At 64.5% G+C, this 15265-nt stretch carries 14 protein-coding genes and 2 pseudogenes; 4 read left to right on the forward strand and 12 right to left on the reverse strand.

Translation table 11 applies throughout. The annotated features are described in order from the left end of the window. The 11 genes and pseudogenes from EOA24_RS08905 to EOA24_RS08955 all read right to left on the reverse strand — a co-directional run. Positions 1-350: pseudogene (locus EOA24_RS08905) on the reverse strand (PhoH family protein); the annotation flags it as partial. A gap of 87 nt (positions 351-437) precedes the next feature. Then, positions 438-1847 (reverse strand): tRNA (N6-isopentenyl adenosine(37)-C2)-methylthiotransferase MiaB, encoded by a 1410-nt coding sequence (gene miaB, locus EOA24_RS08910; RefSeq protein ID WP_126079422.1) that lies wholly within the window; start codon positions 1845-1847, stop codon positions 438-440. A 74-nt stretch (positions 1848-1921) separates the two neighbouring features. After that, positions 1922-2722: a lysophospholipid acyltransferase family protein gene (locus EOA24_RS08915; protein ID WP_126079423.1), complete on the reverse strand. Its 801-nt coding sequence runs from the start codon at positions 2720-2722 to the stop codon at positions 1922-1924. Between the two features lie 27 nt (positions 2723-2749). Further along, on the reverse strand, positions 2750-3244 hold the full coding sequence (locus tag EOA24_RS08920) for an N-acetyltransferase (protein WP_040985961.1): 495 nt from the start codon (positions 3242-3244) through the stop codon (positions 2750-2752). Further along, positions 3244-3933: a tRNA (adenosine(37)-N6)-threonylcarbamoyltransferase complex dimerization subunit type 1 TsaB gene (gene tsaB / locus EOA24_RS08925; RefSeq protein WP_127409750.1), complete on the reverse strand. Its 690-nt coding sequence runs from the start codon at positions 3931-3933 to the stop codon at positions 3244-3246. Before tsaB ends, EOA24_RS08920 begins: the two co-directional genes overlap by 1 nt. A gap of 250 nt (positions 3934-4183) precedes the next feature. Then, a complete protein-coding gene (locus EOA24_RS08930) occupies positions 4184-5290 on the reverse strand; it encodes a DUF1513 domain-containing protein (protein ID WP_126079425.1) in 1107 nt (368 codons plus the stop codon). Positions 5291-5294: 4 nt separating this feature from the next. Next, positions 5295-6389, reverse strand: a complete 1095-nt coding sequence (locus tag EOA24_RS08935) for an imelysin family protein (protein ID WP_189343266.1) — start codon at positions 6387-6389, stop codon at positions 5295-5297. Beyond that, positions 6389-7990 (reverse strand): di-heme oxidoredictase family protein, encoded by a 1602-nt coding sequence (locus EOA24_RS08940; RefSeq protein ID WP_126079426.1) that lies wholly within the window; start codon positions 7988-7990, stop codon positions 6389-6391. Before EOA24_RS08940 ends, EOA24_RS08935 begins: the two co-directional genes overlap by 1 nt. Positions 7991-8002: 12 nt before the next feature. Next, on the reverse strand, positions 8003-8488 hold the full coding sequence (bfr, locus tag EOA24_RS08945; protein ID WP_040985970.1) for a bacterioferritin: 486 nt from the start codon (positions 8486-8488) through the stop codon (positions 8003-8005). After that, entirely contained in the window at positions 8454-8765 is a 312-nt protein-coding gene (locus EOA24_RS08950) for a (2Fe-2S)-binding protein (protein ID WP_126079427.1), read from the reverse strand. The genes bfr and EOA24_RS08950 overlap by 35 nt, the downstream gene beginning before the upstream one ends. 60 nt (positions 8766-8825) lie before the next feature. Next, positions 8826-10115, reverse strand: a complete 1290-nt coding sequence (locus tag EOA24_RS08955; protein ID WP_126083569.1) for an imelysin family protein — start codon at positions 10113-10115, stop codon at positions 8826-8828. Positions 10116-10534: 419 nt separating this feature from the next. Here EOA24_RS08955 and EOA24_RS08960 point away from each other — a divergent pair, with 419 nt between their 5' ends. The 3 genes and pseudogenes from EOA24_RS08960 (at position 10535) to EOA24_RS08970 (ending at position 12475) form a co-directional block, all read left to right on the forward strand. Then, positions 10535-11788, forward strand: coding sequence for an FAD-dependent oxidoreductase (locus tag EOA24_RS08960; RefSeq protein WP_126079428.1), 1254 nt, complete (start codon positions 10535-10537; stop codon positions 11786-11788). 119 nt (positions 11789-11907) lie between these two features. Then, positions 11908-12165, forward strand: coding sequence for a type II toxin-antitoxin system ParD family antitoxin (locus EOA24_RS08965; RefSeq protein ID WP_126079429.1), 258 nt, complete (start codon positions 11908-11910; stop codon positions 12163-12165). Further along, positions 12165-12475: pseudogene (locus tag EOA24_RS08970) on the forward strand (type II toxin-antitoxin system RelE/ParE family toxin). Before EOA24_RS08965 ends, EOA24_RS08970 begins: the two are co-directional and overlap by 1 nt. A gap of 13 nt (positions 12476-12488) precedes the next feature. Here EOA24_RS08970 and EOA24_RS08975 read toward each other — a convergent pair. Beyond that, positions 12489-13766, reverse strand: coding sequence for a 4-aminobutyrate--2-oxoglutarate transaminase (locus EOA24_RS08975; protein ID WP_126079430.1), 1278 nt, complete (start codon positions 13764-13766; stop codon positions 12489-12491). A gap of 327 nt (positions 13767-14093) precedes the next feature. Between EOA24_RS08975 and EOA24_RS08980 the strand changes: the two genes are divergently transcribed. Then, a complete protein-coding gene (locus EOA24_RS08980; protein ID WP_245463177.1) occupies positions 14094-15158 on the forward strand; it encodes an efflux RND transporter periplasmic adaptor subunit in 1065 nt (354 codons plus the stop codon). Positions 15159-15265: the final 107 nt, after the last annotated feature.

Consider the following 15265-nt stretch of genomic DNA (forward strand, 5'->3'; position numbering starts at 1 on the left):
CGGGCGTAGATCGTCTTCTTGCGCGTCGATATCTGGGCGGCCGAAACCTTGCCCTTGCGCTCCATGGTCGGCAGCGTCAACTGGTCGTCGGCGGCGATCGCCATGCGCACGGCGCCGTCGACATCCGACTGGCCGATGTCGACGCCCTTCTGCAGGATGCCATAGAGCGTATCCAGCGCGCGGCGCGCCTGTTCGGCGGCCGAAGCCGAGCCCTTGATGGCAAGCTGGTTGCCGCGCGAGCGGATATCCACGCCGAGCTTCTGCTCGAGCCGCGCCAGGTTCTCGTCGAACTGGCCGTAGAGGGCGCTGGCAAGCTTGTTGTTGTCGAAGGTCAGTACGATGTGCGCCATGTCGGAAGCCCCGGACGCCTGGTTCTGGGGCGGATTCTTCAGTTCGGCAGCGCTCAACCGTCTCTCCTCATCTGCCGAGGCTTGTGGCTAGGCCAACTCGGCGAACAGGCTGTTGGGGCCTGTCTTCGTGATTCGCACGTCAATAATGTCACCGATTCCACCGGCTTTGTCGTCAACAATCACCGGGTTCAGCCATGGCGAGCGGCCAAGAATCTGACCGGGGCGGCGACCTGGCTTCTCGATCAGCGTGCTGACGGTGCGGCCGACCACGCTGGCTATGAAATTCTGCTGCTGATCGTTGATCAGCGCCTGCAGGCGCTGCAGCCGTTCGTCCTTCACGGTTTCGGAAAGATGGCCGTCCATCTCGGCGCCCGGCGTCCCAGGACGTGGGGAATATTTGAAGGTGAAGGCCGAGGCGTAGCCCACTTCGCGCACCAGTTTCAGCGTCGCGTCGAAATCCTCGTCCGTCTCGCCGGGGAAGCCGACGATGAAATCGCCCGACATAGCGATGTCGGGACGGGCGGCGCGAATGCGCTCGATGAGCGCCAGATAGTCGCGTGCCGTGTGCCTGCGGTTCATCGCCTTCAAAATCCGATCGGAGCCCGACTGCACCGGCAAATGCAGATAGGGCATCAAGGCGGGCAGGTCACGATGCGCGGCGATCAATTCGTCGTCCATGTCGCGCGGATGGCTGGTTGTGTAGCGCAGCCGCGCCAGTCCGGGGATTTCCGCAAGCCGGAACAGCAGACGGCCGAAACCCCATTCCTCGCCATTCTCACCAACGCCATGCCAGGCATTGACGTTCTGGCCGAGCAGGGTCACCTCGCGCACGCCGGCCTCGGCCAGCCGCTCGGCCTCGGCGACGATCTGCGCCACCGGGCGCGAGACCTCCGCGCCGCGGGTATAGGGCACCACGCAGAAGGTGCAGAACTTGTCACAGCCTTCCTGCACCGTGAGGAAAGCGGTGACGCCGCGCTTTGCCAATTCGGCGCGCTTCGGCTGCGGCAGATGCTCGAACTTGTCCTCGATGGCGTATTCGGTCTCGACGATCTTCTCGCCGCCGCGGACCCGCGCCAGCACGTCGGGCAGCCGGTGATAGGTCTGCGGGCCGATGACCAGATCCACCGCCGGAGCGCGGCGGATGATTTCCGCACCTTCGGCCTGCGCCACGCAGCCGGCGACACCGATCAGCAATTCACGGCCGGCCTTGGCGCGCTCGGCCTTTATGTCGCGGATGCGGCCAAGCTCGGAATAGACCTTTTCCGCCGCCTTCTCGCGGATATGGCAGGTGTTGAGCAGCACCAGATCGGCGTCCTCGACGGCGTCGGTGGCGACATAGCCGTCGGCGGCCAGCGCATCGGTCATGCGCTGGGAATCGTAGACGTTCATCTGGCATCCATAGGTCTTGACGAAGACCTTTTTCGCCGCGCGGTCAGTGCCGGCCGAGCGCTCGGCGGCAGCGCCGATGCCATGGCTTTCAATCCTGTTCAGTTCCATCGGGCGGCTTCTAGCGCCTTTCCGTGACAAAAAACAGACGATTCTGCCTTGTGGGCCCGTCGTGCGCCTCGACTTCACCGGTTCTTGGCCGGGTCGGCGAGGATGCCTTGCATCATCTCGCGCACCTTGGCTTCCATCAGTCTCGCCGTTTCCTTGCGGTTCGAACCCTTGGAGAACGGCACCGGCTGGCCGAAATGCACCTCGGCATCGATCGCGCCTTCGGCAAGCAGGGTTTTGAGATGCGGCATCAGATCCTGGTCGCCGATCCAGGCGGTGATCGGCCGATGGCGGCGGCCCATCGGCATGCCATGCAGGCGCGTATAGGCGATCGCCACGGGCTGGATGAAGACCTGTTCCGCCGCGCCTTCCGAAATCGCCATCGAGGCCGCGCCGAACAACGTGCTCTTGAACGGCAGCACCAGGTTGCCGTCGCCGGTCGAGCCTTCGGCGAACAGCACCATGGCGTCGCCTTTCGCCATCCTCTTGGCGATCTCGCTGGCCTGGTCGCCGGAGGTGCGCTTGCGCTCGCGCTCGATGAAGACGGTGCGCTGCAGCTTGGACAGCATGCCGATCAGCGGCCAGCCCTCCATGTCGGCCCTGGCGATGAACTTCACATCGACGAAGGAGCCGAGCACCATGATGTCGGTCCAGGAAATGTGGTTGGCCGCCACCAGCAGAGGGCGGTCTTTGGCCAAGCTGCCCGTCACATGCACCCGCATGCCCAGCGCCCGCAGGATCATGCTGTGCCAGATCTTCAGGATGACAGTTTCGGGCCACAGCCCCGTCTTCATCGACAGGATCTGCAGCGGCACCAGCACCAGGGAACAGACGACCACATAGAAGAGCGCCAGGAAAATCCGCAATTTCTCGATCATTCGCTCCGGCCCTATCGCGCGGATTGGCTAGCGAAGATCGCGGCGCATGACAAGCGCGCCGGTCGGGCCGTGCTCGGTCGAACGGTAATAGTTCGGGCGATGGCCGACCTGGATGAAGCCGAGCCTGCGGTAGAGCCCGATCGCGGGCGCATTGGTCTCGTCGACCTCGAGGAAGAGCGCTTCGGCGCGCTGCGCATGAAGCTCGCGCAGCACCGCGTCCATCAATTGCCAGCCAAGGCCCTGGCGGCGATGGCTGCGGGCGACGGCCACGGTCAGGATCTCGCCCTCGCCGGCTGCGAGCCGGGCGAGCACGAAGCCGACCGGCGGCTTGGAGCCCTGACCTGTTTCCCGCGCCGCATAGCCGAAGACCGTGTCCTGTTCGAGGAGCGCCGCAAACTCGCCATCGGTCCAGGGCCGCACGAAATCCTCGCGGTGCAGCACCGAAACAGCGGCGCTGTCGGCGACCGTCAGCGGTTCCAGCGCATAATCCCTGCGGCGCGGCTGAAAGAACGGAATGCGCATCAGGGTTCGCTTCCCTTGTCCTGCCTTGGCAGAATGAAACCCGCCTGCTGCTTGGCGTCGGCGCCACGCAGATAGAGCGGCTTCGGCTTCTCGCCGGGTCCCTTGGCGGCGGCCAGCCTGGCATAGGTGGCAATATCGGCGGTGGCGGCGACCGGACCGGTGTCGAAGGCACGACCTGCCGCGTGGGCAATCCGCGGCGCGGCGGTTCCGACAAGCACCGCTTCGGCGCTGATGGCCATGGCCACCGCCTCGGCAAGCGTAGCTACGGATGGTCCGTAAGTCTTGGCTAACGCTCTATCATAGAGCGCCGCATGGATTTCCTCGCGCCCGGCGTCGAGCGCTGCAAGCACCGCGCGCCCGGGAAAAGCCTTCGCGCCCTCGGCTGCCAGGGCTTCCAGAGTCGTCACGCCGATCGCCGGGATTTTCAGCGCCAACGCCAGGCCGCGCGCGGTCGATACGCCGACGCGCAGGCCGGTGAAGGAGCCGGGGCCGATCGAGACGGCAACGGCGTCCAGGTCAGGGTAGCCGACGCTGGCAGCTTGCAGGGCGGTCTCGATGACGGCCATCAGATGCTCGGCGTGCCCCTTGCCGAGATCGCGCAGCTCGCGGCCAAGCTCCTTCCCCGCGTCTGCCTCATAAACGCAGGCGGCGCAGAGACTGGCGGCGCAGTCGATGGCAAGCAACTTCATACGGGCAGCTTCATGGGCCGGTTAACGAACGGATCGAAACACAATTCCCTCTGCCCGGCATGGGGCGCCGCCGCAAGGGCCAGGGCGCAGAAATGTTAAGCGGCTTTGCTTCTAGAGCGCTTCACCGTTTCACGGAAACGGCGGGCCGCCCTATCTCTTTGTTTTGACGCAATTCCGGACAGAGGGTTACGGCGAACGCGCCGAACCTAACCGCTCACACTTTTCCCGGAAATTGCTCCAGGCGCGGCGATCACGCCGTCGCGACAATGCGCAGCATATGGTTGTCCCAGACATAGTCCGGCTCGGAACGGATGGCGCCGGCGCCGCCGACGATCTCGCCGGCGCCGGTCGTCGCCATGAAGCCGCTGCCGTCAGGCGCAAGCCCACAGACCTCCACCAGAGACCGGGTCGCAACCACGCGGCCGCTGGCGGCATCGATGACAGCCAGCGAATTGCCCTCCGGCGAGGTGACGGCGATCGTGCCTGTGACGGCATTGGCGGCGACCGAGCCAATGTAATTGCGGAAGCCGGAGAGCACGTCTTGCGGCATCTCCACCAGTTCGAGTTCCTTGCCGCGCGCGGCGCGGCCAACCAGCGCGGGGCGGTCTGTCGCCGGCCCGCGATATTGGCAGCCGAACCAGACGGTGCCCGCCTGGTCGCGGTCCATATGGCGGATCGAAAGCTGATGAAGCGCCGGCGGCAATTCATGCTTTTCGATCAGGTCGCCGGTGATGCGGTCGACCAGCGTATAGGATGGCTTCATCGTCGCGATGTTGAGCTCGGCGCGGCCATAGTCGGGATGGGTTTCGATGCCGCCATTGGCGATAGCCAGCGTTCGGCCATCGCCGAGCAGGAGCAGCTCGTGAGGGCCCATGCCATAGGTCGGGAACTCACCGACGCGACTGAACCCGGCCTTCGCGTCATAGACGCCGACGACACCGGCCGCGTTGTCGAAATCGTTTTCGGTCGCATAGAGCAGCGCGCCGTCGGGCGAGAACACGCCATGGCCGAAGAAATGCCGGCCGGCGATGCTGGCAATGGTCAAAGGCTTGTCGCGGCCGGCATGGTCGAAGACGACCGCGAAAGTGCCGGGCTGCCGGGCAAAAACGACCGAGCGTTTCGACACCGGATCGAAAGCGACGTCGTGGCCGCGGTCCGGCAGATCGATGCTGTGCAGGATCTTGCCGGCCTCGGACAGCACGGCGGCGCCAAAACTGCCGTCGCGCTTGACGAAAGCCGTGGCAAACACCGCGTCCGCCGCCAGCGTGTCGGCCCAGGCGCGCGGCGCCATGGCGGCGGCGAAGCCAGCGCCCGCGGCGCACAGGAAGTCGCGACGGTCGATGAGGGGAGTTCTCACGGCATCAATCCCCATCCAGCGACGAGAAGCCGGCGGTCAGGCCGAACTCGGCGGTCATCCTGGTGCCGATCAAGGTCGACAGGCTCGAGGTGATCAGCGCGAAATGTTCGAGCTTGTCGCGCAGCGCGGGGTCGGCGAGCGCCTTGTCGATCGGGCCGGGGATCGATTTCGCTGTTGTCACGCCGTTGCTGAGCTGGATGTGGATGGACTCGGCCATCCACTGCGCGTCGGCGGGCAGCGCATCGCCTAGCTTGGAAGCCTGGAACAGCTGGTCGATGCCGGAGAGATTTCCGGCCAGCGAAGCCGCCGTGTTCCGCGAGCGCCAGTAGATCGCCTGCTTTGGCTTGTCGGCGTCCGGCTTGGCGCCAAGGAAGCCCTTGAGCCGCACATCGCGGATCATGTCCAGCTCGTTGATGAAGACGCCGACCAGTTCCGTCACCGCTTCGTTGCCGTCGCGGTAGAGCGGGTTCTTCGGGCCGGGATGAGCCCAGAGCGAAGCGAAGCCGTCGGGCTTTTGCCAGGCATCGCGCACCTCGCCGGCCATGGTTTCGACGTTGCCGGCGACCGCCTCGCCATAGGCGCAAAGATAGGGCTCGTCCTTCCCTGCAAGCGTTTCGGCGCCGTCGCCATAAAGCACGTATTCGAGCGCGCCGAGGCCCTGCATGGCGACGCTCTTTTGCGCCAGTTGCACCGGATCGGTGGCCGACGGGTCCTTCGATGCGAGCGTGGCCTGCACTTGTCTCAGGCCGATGCTCTTGCGGTCCGGCCAATAGAGCATACGCTCCAGCCGGTTGTTTTCCTTGATCGGCCCGAAGGCGATGATCTCGGCCACAGACCAGGCCTCGACCGTGCCGGAAAACGCCGAGCGCGCCGCTTCGAGATTGATTTCGGACGGCGCTTCGCAAAGCTGGTGCATCGCCCTGGCCAGGCCCGCCGCATGCTCGTCAAGACTGGCATAGGCGGGGCGGACGAAGCCATCGATCGCGCGCTCGATGACGTCGGAAGCCTTGACCGCGGCTGATGCCGGCAAGGCAGCGGCCAGAAGGAAAGGAAGAACAAGGACCAGGCATTTCGACATCAGAGCGACGCGTTTTAGCATCAGAGGGACTCCAGGAATTTGATCAACGCATCGCGATCGGTCGCGGCCGCCCCGGCAAAGCGGTCGCGGGCGTTCTGCCCCTCGCCGCCATGCCACAGGATCGCCTCGGCAAGCGTGCGGGCGCGGCCGTCATGCAGATAAAAGGCATTGCCATTGACTGTCGCGGTGAGCCCAATACCCCATAGCGGCGGGGTGCGCCACTCGCTCCCCGTGGCTTCTCCAACCCGTTGTCGGTCCGCAAGGCCCTCGCCCATGTCGTGCAGCAGGAAATCGGAATAGGGCCAGATCAGCTGGAAGGCCTGCGCCTTGTTGGGCGTGCCGCGCATGGTCACGAATTTCGGCGTGTGGCAGGCGATGCAGCCCATTTCGTAGAACTGCTTCTTTCCGTCGAGCACTTGCGGTGTGGCGATGTCGCGCCGTGCCGGCACGGCCAGATTCTGCGAATAGATGGTGACGAGGTCCATCACCGGCGGCGGGGCTTCGGCCGTGCCCAGCCGCTGCTGCACGCCGTTCGGCATGGCCAGGCAATCCTTCTCGGCCACCGTGCAGTCACCCCAAGGCTTCGGCATTTCAGGAGTCGAGATGCCGATATCGCCGGCAAAGGCGTCGGCCGCCTGCTGGCGGATCGAGGCGGTCTGCGCCTTCCAGCCGAAGCGGCCCAGGGTCACCGCACCACTCAACTCGTCGCGCACGATGTTCGGCCGGCCCGAAATGCCATCGCCGTCGCGATCGTCCGGATCGGCATGGGCAAGGATATCGGCTGGCGCGATCTGCTCGATCAGGCCCAGCCCGATCATCGGCGGCGTCAGGCGCGGCGACAGCGTGGTGCGCGGATCGAGCGGGCCATAGCCGGGATTTTCGACGGAATAACGCGGCTTGCGCAGCGCAACGGCGGTGCCGTCGCCGAGCATCACCTTCTCCTCGGAGTACTCGACGCGCACACGGCCTTCGCCCTTGAGGCCCGGAACTGCCAGATCCTGCAATTGCGTGCCATAGACCGGATCGGGAAAGTTCAGCAGCTTGTGGTCGGCGAGCGCCGCTTTTTCCTCTGCGCTGCTGGCGTCGCGCGCGAGCCTGAGGAACATCGACGTCGATCCGGCATCACCTTGCGGCGGGCGGCCGCGGCCATCCTTCAAATGGCAGTTCTGGCAGGCGCGCTCGTTGAACAGCGGGCCAAGACCGTCGGAAGCCTGGGTCGACGACGGCGACGACACCCAGTTCTTGCGGAAAAGCGCATTGCCGAGCTTGAAATTGCCCTCTTCCTCGAAAGTGATGTTGGCGGAGGACTGCGAGAAGGCATCGCGGTTGACGTCCTTGCGCGAGGTGCCGGCGCCGCCCTGCATCAGCTCGAACGGCTCAGGCCTGGTGAAGTCGGTCGTTGGCCTGGTGACGGCCAGGACCCGCGCCTGGTCCTTCGGCGTCAGGTCGGTGCGGCTCGTCGGCAAGGCGGCCGGCTCGCCGGCCAGCGTGGGTGCGGAAAGCACGATCGCCAGCAAAAGCGACGCCCCGCGACCGGTCCGGTATCGCGGGGTCTTCTGAAGCGGCAGGCCGTCGATTGCGGCCGGCCGCGCGCGGCGCGAAAAGTCTACGGGGCGCCGCATTCCCGCATGTCCTTACTCCGCCTCGTTGGCCGAGTCGGCATTGAGCAGGCCGTACTTTTCCTCGCCGATCGAGGCGAGCAGGTCGAGCTGCGTTTCCAGGAAGTCGATATGGCCTTCCTCGTCGGTCAAAAGGTCCTCGAACAGCTTCATCGAGACGAAATCGCCTTCGTCGTGGCAAATCTCGCGCGAGCGCTTGTAGGCGGTGCGCGCGTCATATTCGCCGGCCAGATCGGATTCGAGCACTTCCTTGACGTTCTGGCCGATGCGCAGCGGCGCGACGGACTGCAGGTTCGGGTGGCCTTCGAGGAAGATGATGCGCGCGATCAGCCGGTCGGCGTGATGCATTTCCTCGATCGATTCCGCCCGCTCCTTCTTTGCCAGCTTGGTGTAGCCCCAATCCTCGAGCAGGCGATAATGCACCCAGTATTGGTTGACGGCCCCAAGCTCCAGAAACAGAGCTTCATTAAGCCGCTCGATGATCTGCGGTTCGCCTTTCATGGGTTCTGCTCCCGTATTGGCCGCGCAAGCCTCGCACGCGATCCAGGTGTGAAACGATGTCCACGCCGCCCATCTGTGAGCGGGCGTGGTAGTTCTCGGTGACCCGAATGATCGTTTCCACCACATTTGGGAAACAGCCGCAACAGCGGCCGCGCTTGCGCATCGCGTGGTAGACCTTCGCGGGCACGATCAACTGCCAGGGATCCTCATCCAGCAGGCCGATGATCGTCTGCTCGATCTCCTTCTCGGTGATGATGTTGCAATGGCAGATCAGCATTGACTTGCTCTGGCTGACGGCGCCGGTCCCGCGCCGCTTGGCTGGTATCGAGATCTAAACTTACTTGAACACCTTGTCGGGTGCGTCGAGGCTGTCGGAACCCTCGAAGGCGATCTGGTTCAGCTTGAGCGAGCCGACGGCGCGCTCGATCGACTTGGTCTGGTCGATCAGCGCGTCGATCGCCGCCTGCACGGTGGCGTTGCCTGCGGTGTTGCCCTCGGCAATCTGCTGGTCATAGGCCTCGCCGGCCAACGCGCGCGCCTTGATGGCCTCCATCTTGGCGACGGTGGTGTCGAGCTTGCCCGACAGCTCCTTGTCGATCGCCGGATCGGCGGCCTTCACCATGTCGGACACCGACGGACCCGAAACCACGGAACCGTCGAGCCGCTTGTAGCTGGCATGGTAGGCGTCGCGGATGCCGATCGCGTCATAGAGATGCGAGTTGTAGGTGTTGTCGGAGAAGCAGTCGTGCTCCTCCTCCGGATCGTGCAGCAAAAGGCCAAGCTTCATGCGCTCGCCCGCCAGTTCGCCGTAGGAGAGCGAGCCCATGCCCGTGAAGATGGTGGAGATGCCGGTATTCGCGTCACCGTCCGTGAGGTTCTTGCGCGCGGCGCCGTCTTCCTTCCAGTTGTTGACCATCTCCTGCAGGTCGGACACCAGAAGGTCGCTCGCCGATTTCAGATATTCGGCGCGGCGGTCGCAATTGCCGCCCGTGCAGTTCTTGAGGTCGTAATCCGTATAGGGCCGCTCGCCGGCGCCCGGACCGGTGCCGTGCAGGTCCTGTCCCCAGAGCAGGAATTCGATCGCGTGATAGCCGGTCGCGACATTGGCCTCGACGCCGCCGGCTTCCTGCAGCGTGCCGGACAGGAATTCCGGCGTCAGCTTCGAGGCGTCGACCTTCTTGCCGTTGATCTCGATTTCCTTGTTGGCGATGACATTGGCCGTGTAGAGGGCGTTCTCGTCCGACTCGGTGCCGTAGCTCTTGGCGACATAGTCGATCAGGCCCTCATCCAGCGGCCAGGAATTCACGCGGCCTTCCCAGTCGTCGACGATCTTGTTGCCGAAGCGATAGACCTCGGTCTGCTGGTAAGGGTTGCGCGCCGCCTTCCAGGCTTCGCGCGCGGCGTTCAGCGTGTCGGCGGAGGGGCTGGCGATAAGCGCATCGACGGCCTTGTCCAGCGCCAGCGCGGTGATCAGCGAATCCTCGTATTTGGCCAGAGCGATGTCGGCATAGGTCTTGATCACCGCTTTGGCGTCGGTCTCGGCTTTCGCCGGCAACACGAAAACCGCCGCCGTCAGCGCAGCCGTGGCGCAGATCGCAGCGAGCCTGCCGCCATTACGTGCCGTCATCATCTTTCTCCAGTTCCATGGAAATTCAGCAAAGGGCGCGTGCGTCCACTCACGCCGAGGCATGAGCATGCCGGGAAAATTGGTGGCCGCGCCGATGCGCGGTTCGCGATAAAAAGACACCCTCTTGCCTCCAATCGAAAGGGTTCAAGGCCCAAACATCAAAGGGATACGCTTTGCGCGCAGTCCTCCATAAAGCGAGGGAGAGGCCGGGAGTCAACTGGCGCGACGGAAAAAATTCAATTGAAACAACAGTTTAGAATTATTCTAAACTACGAATGTCAACTTTTAAGCCAGCACTGCCGCTGACTCGATTGACAGACAGCCATTCTGGGTGCGACCCGATCCTCGGCTCTTGCGGCGGCGGCAGACAATCGCCACTTGGCGCAAGGGCTTAGATTTGCAAACAAAAAAGGATTGCGATGACGAACGGGGTTGTGATTGTCGGTGCGGGCCATGCCGGCGTGCAGGCCGCCGCCAGCCTGCGCGAAGAGGGCTATGATGGGCCCGTCGTCCTGATCGGCGACGAGCGGGAACTGCCTTATCACAAACCGCCGCTGTCCAAGACCTTTATCAAGGATCCCGAAGCCAAGCCCCAGCCCTTGCGCGGCGAGGCATTTTATACGGGCAACACCATCGACTACCGGCCGGGCATGCGCATCGACAGCATCGATGCCCGCGCGGGCCGGTTGAATCTCGCAGGCGGTGGAACGCTCGGCTTCGACCGGCTGGTGCTTGCGACCGGCTCGCGGCCGCGCCTGCTCAAGCTCGACGGCGCCGGCCTCGCCGGCGTGGTCTCGCTGCGCTCGCTGGCCGATGCGCGCCTGATCCGCGAGCTCAGCGCGCAAAGCGAGGACGTGGTCATTCTCGGCGGCGGCTTCATCGGGCTGGAGATCGCGGCGACGCTGAGGGCCGCCGGCCGCAACGTCACGGTCGTCGAGGCCGTCGACCGGTTGCTCGGCCGCGCCGTGGCGCCGATCATCGCCGCACATGTGCGCCAGCGCCTGGAGGCGATCGGCGTGCGCATCCTGACCGGCACAACCGTTGCCCGGCTGGAGGGTGACAGCGGCCGCGTCTCGGCAGCGATCACCTCAAGTGGCGAACACCTGCCGGCGCAGATGGTGATCATCGGCATCGGCGTCGTGCCCAATGTCGAACTGGCCGAAACCGCCGGCCTGGCCATCGGCAACGGCATCCGCGTCGACCAGCATATGCAGAGCTCGATCCCCGAAATCCTCGCCATCGGCGACGCCGCCGCCTACCGGCACTGGTTCACCGGCGGCGACGTGCGGCTGGAATCGGTACAGAACGCCACCGACCAGGCCAGGCTTGCCGCGCGCACCATCCTCGGGCACGTGGAGGCCTTCGCCGCCGTGCCGTGGTTCTGGTCGGATATCGGCGACATGAAGCTGCAGATGGTGGGGCTGACGCAAGGCGGGGACAGCCACGTGGTGCTCGGCGATCTCGCCGACAACAAGTTCTCGATCTACCATTATGCCGGTAGCCGGCTGCTCGGCATCGAATCCGTCAATCGCCCCGCGGACCACATGCTTGGCCGCAAGATGCTCGGCGCCGGTTTCTCGCCGACGCCGCAGACGGTGGCAGGCGGGCCGGATTCATTGAAGGCCGCGCTTGCGGCCTTCAATGAGGACGAACCGACCAGGGCGACGGGCTGACTGTTCAATCCACATGCTGGGAACAGCGCTTGGAGTGCGAAAGACGCCAAACCTTGGCAAACGAGCTCCGCCGACTTATCATAAATTGATAATATCGGATAAAGCGAAAGATTTGTTCCATGCCTGCAAGCTACAGCATTGGCTCCCGCCACGAGGCATTCGTGCGCGAGCTTGTCGAGAGTGGCCGCTATGCCAGCGCAAGCGAGGTTGTGCGCGATAGCCTGCGTCTGCTGGAAGAACGCGAAGAGCACCGGCAGGCGAAGCTTGCCGCGCTGCGCGAAGACATCCGCAAGGGTGTGGAGAGCGGACAAGCTATTGCAGCCGACGACGTTTTTGATCGGTTGGAGAAAAGATACGCGGCTGAAAGCCGCAAATAATGGCTCTCAGTTTCGCACCCGCCGCCGTGCAGGACATTGAAGAGATTGGCGATTACATCCGAGCTGAAGATCCGGCCGCCGCCCGCCGCTTGATAGCGGCTCTTCGAGTACGATGCGACACTATCTTGGAGCACCCCGTGGTGGCGCTCCCCGTTCCGAGCTCTGGCCCGGGCTGCGCTCCGTCGCATTCCAGAGATACGTCATCTTTTATACCGTCGAAGATGACGACGTGCGTGTTGAGCGCATCCTGCACGGCTCACGCGACATCCAGGGCATTTTCGATGGAGGGAAAATACCCAAGGATGGTTGAAGCTGACACGCGATCAGGCAGCCCGCGCGTCGCGGATTGAGCTTTCCAGAATATCCAGCGCCTCGGTCATGACGCCGTCCTGGATGGTGATCGGCGACAGGAAACGGATGACGTTGCCGTAGACGCCGCAGGTGAGCAGGATGAGGCCCTTGTCCAGCGCCTTCAGCCGCACCGCGTTGGCGAATTCGGCCGACGGCAGGCCTTTCTTCACGTCGTTGAACTCGACCGCGTTCATGAAGCCCGGGCCGCGGATGTCGACGATCTCCGGCACGTCCTCGCGGATCGATTCCAGCCGTTGCTTCAGCCGCGCGCCCAGCGCATTGGCGCGGTCGCAGAGCTTTTCCTCCTCGATTACATCGAGCACGGCGTGCGCCGCGGCGACGCCGATCGGGCTGCCGCCATAGGTGCCGCCGAGGCCGCCGGGACCGGGCGCGTCCATAATCTCGGCGCGGCCGGTGACGGCCGACAGCGGGAAGCCGCCGGCGAGGCTCTTGGCCATGGTGGTGAGATCGGGCGCCACGTCGTGATGGTCCATGGCGAACATCTTGCCGGTGCGGGCAAAGCCGGTCTGCACCTCGTCGGCGACGAGCAGGATGCCATGCTGGTCGCAGATCTTGCGCAATGCAGCCATGAAGTCGCGCGGCGCTTCGTAGAAGCCGCCCTCGCCCTGCACCGGCTCGACGATGATGGCGGCAACCCGGTTCGGATCGACATCGGCCTTGAACAGCTTGTCGAGCGCGGCGAGTGAATCCGCGACGGAAACGCCATGCAGCGCGACCGGGAACGGCGCATGGAAGACATCGGCCGGCATCGCGCCGAAGCCGACCTTGTAGGGCACGACCTTGCCGGTCAGCGCCATGCCCATGAAGGTGCGGCCGTGGAAACCGCCGGAAAAGGCGATGACCGCCTGGCGGCCGGTGGCGTTGCGGGCGATCTTGATGGCGTTCTCGACCGCCTCGGCGCCGGTGGTGACGAAGACGGTCTTCTTGCCGAACTTGCCGGGCAACAGGCCGTTCAGCCGCTCGGCGAGATGAACGTAGCTCTCATAGGGCACCACCTGGTGGCAGGTGTGGGTGAAGCGATCGAGCTGCGCCTTGACCGCCTCGATCACCTTCGGGTGGCGATGGCCGGTGTTGACCACGGCGATGCCGGAAGAGAAGTCGATATAGCGGCGGCCCTCGACATCCCAGATTTCCGAATTCTCGGCGCGATCGGCGTAGATCTGCGTCGTCATGCCGACGCCGCGCGAAATCGACTGGTTCTTGCGTTCGGAAATGGCTGAATTCTTCATATCGTCCCTCATCGGGCCATCCCTCATCGAGATTGGGCCCGTTCTCGTTTGATGCCGTTGAAATCCCTTCTGGCCTTATTTCATGTTTTGCTCAAGTCGGCACCATGGCCCAGTCGATTGGGCCTGCGAGAATGCCCTTAACCAGGCTGACGAAACACGCCCCGGAAAGAGTTTCCTTTTCCCGCCGATGGATTAATCTCATTTCATCCGCGACGTGCCGCCGGCGGCAGCGGCCCCCACGGCTTGAGGGGAACCATGAGCAGGAAAGCGACATCGTCCGCCTTGCCGTCTTCGCCACACCGCCATCCTTTTCGTTCAAAAACGTTGTTGCTGCTCGTCTGCGCCGGCGCGGCGATTTCGGCGGCCGGCTGCCAGAAGCAGCAGGCGGCGGAAAAGAAATTGCCGGTGGTGGTGACGACGCAAACGGTCGCCCTCGCCGACTACGCGCCGCGAACCTCGCTGACCGGGGTGATCGCCGCACGCACGCTCAACAATCTGTCGTTCCGCGTCGGCGGCCGGGTCGCCGAGCGTCTGGTCGATGTCGGCCAGCATGTCGACCAGGGTGCGGTGCTTGCGCGCATAGACCCGCAGGAACAGGAGTCGGACCTGCGCTCGGCCCAGGCCGATCTCGACGCTGCGCAGGCGCAGCTCACCCAGGCCGAGGCCACCTACCAACGGCAAAAGACGCTGCTTTCGCAGGGTTTCACGACGAGGCGGGATTTCGACAGCGCGGACCAGGCCCTGAAAGTGGCGCAAGGCAGCGTCGACGCGGCGCAAAGCGCCCTCGCCAATGCCAAGGAAAACCTTTCCTACACCGAGCTCAAGGCGGGGGCTGCCGGCGTCATCACGGCGCGCCAGGTCGAGGCCGGGCAGGTGGTGCAAGCGGCGCAGACCGTGTTCACCATCGCCGAGGACGGCGACCGCGACGCTGTCTTCAACGTGCACGAGACGCTGGTTGCCCAGACCCCGCCCTCGCCCGCGGTGACGATCACGCTGCTGTCCGACCCGCAGGTGCGCGCGGTCGGCAAGGTTCGCGAGATTTCGCCGGCGGTCGACACCCAGTCCGGATCGATCCGGGTCAAGGTCGGCATCCCTGACACGCCGGCCGGCATGCCGTTGGGCGCGGCCGTGATCGGCACGGTCAGCGCCAAGCCGGTCAGGGCCATTCTGTTGCCCTGGCAGGCTCTGACATCCGCCACCGGCAAGCCCGCCGTCTGGGTGATCGATCCGTCGAGCAAGGCGGTGACGGAGACGCCGGTCGAGGTGCTCGCCTTCGATTCAGGCATCATCGCCGTCGACAAGGGATTGCAGGAAGGACAGAGCGTCGTTACCGCCGGCGGACAGTTGCTCAGCCCCGGACAAACGGTCGAGATCGCTGGAGCCAGCCAATGAACCGGTTGCGGCACGTCGCTCCCCTGCTTGTCCTAGCCGCGCTCGCCGCCTGCTCGCGCTCGGAAGAGAAGCCGCCGGAGGTCATCCGGCCTGTCCTGTCTGTTGTG

This window comes from Mesorhizobium sp. M2A.F.Ca.ET.039.01.1.1 (assembly GCF_003998035.1).
In the GTDB taxonomy this organism is placed as follows: Bacteria; Pseudomonadota; Alphaproteobacteria; order Rhizobiales; family Rhizobiaceae; genus Mesorhizobium.